The organism is Bordetella tumulicola (assembly GCF_054779135.1).
The window spans coordinates 1-506 of record NZ_BAAGYU010000016.1 but is presented as its reverse complement, the minus strand read 5'-3'; the positions used below and the strand labels follow the sequence as shown (position 1 = coordinate 506).

Annotated in this window: 1 pseudogene; it reads right to left on the bottom strand. The window is 53.8% G+C overall.

The annotated features are described in order from the left end of the window. Nucleotides 1-44: 44 nt before the first annotated feature. A pseudogene (locus ACYVDM_RS25860) lies at nt 45-506 on the bottom strand (IS5-like element ISKpn26 family transposase); the annotation flags it as partial.

Below are 506 nucleotides of genomic sequence, written 5' to 3'. Positions count from 1 at the left end.
ATTTAGGCTATTTTTTCCACCATTTCTGGCGTTATTTCCGGTTTTTACTGAGATCTCTCCCACTGACGTATCATTTGGTCCACCCGAAACAGGTTGGCCAGGGTGAATAACATCGCCAGTTGGTTATCGTTTTTCAGCAGCCCTTTGTATCTGGCTTTCACGAAGCCGAACTGCCGCTTGATGATGCGAAACGGGTGCTCCACCCTGGCACGGATGCTGGCTTTCATGTATTCGATGTTGATGGCCGTTTTGTTCTTGCGCGGATGCTGCTTCAAGGTTTTTACCTTGCCGGGACGCTCGGCGATCAGCCAGTCCACATCCACCTCGGCCAGCTCCTCGCGCTGTGGCGCTCCTTGGTAGCCGGCATCGGCTGAGACAAATTGCTCCTCTCCATGAAGCAGATTACCCAGCTGATTGAGGTCATGCTCGTTGGCCGCGGTGGTGACTAGGCTGTGGGTCAGGCCACTCTTGGCATCGACACCAATGTGGGCCTTCATGCCAAAGTG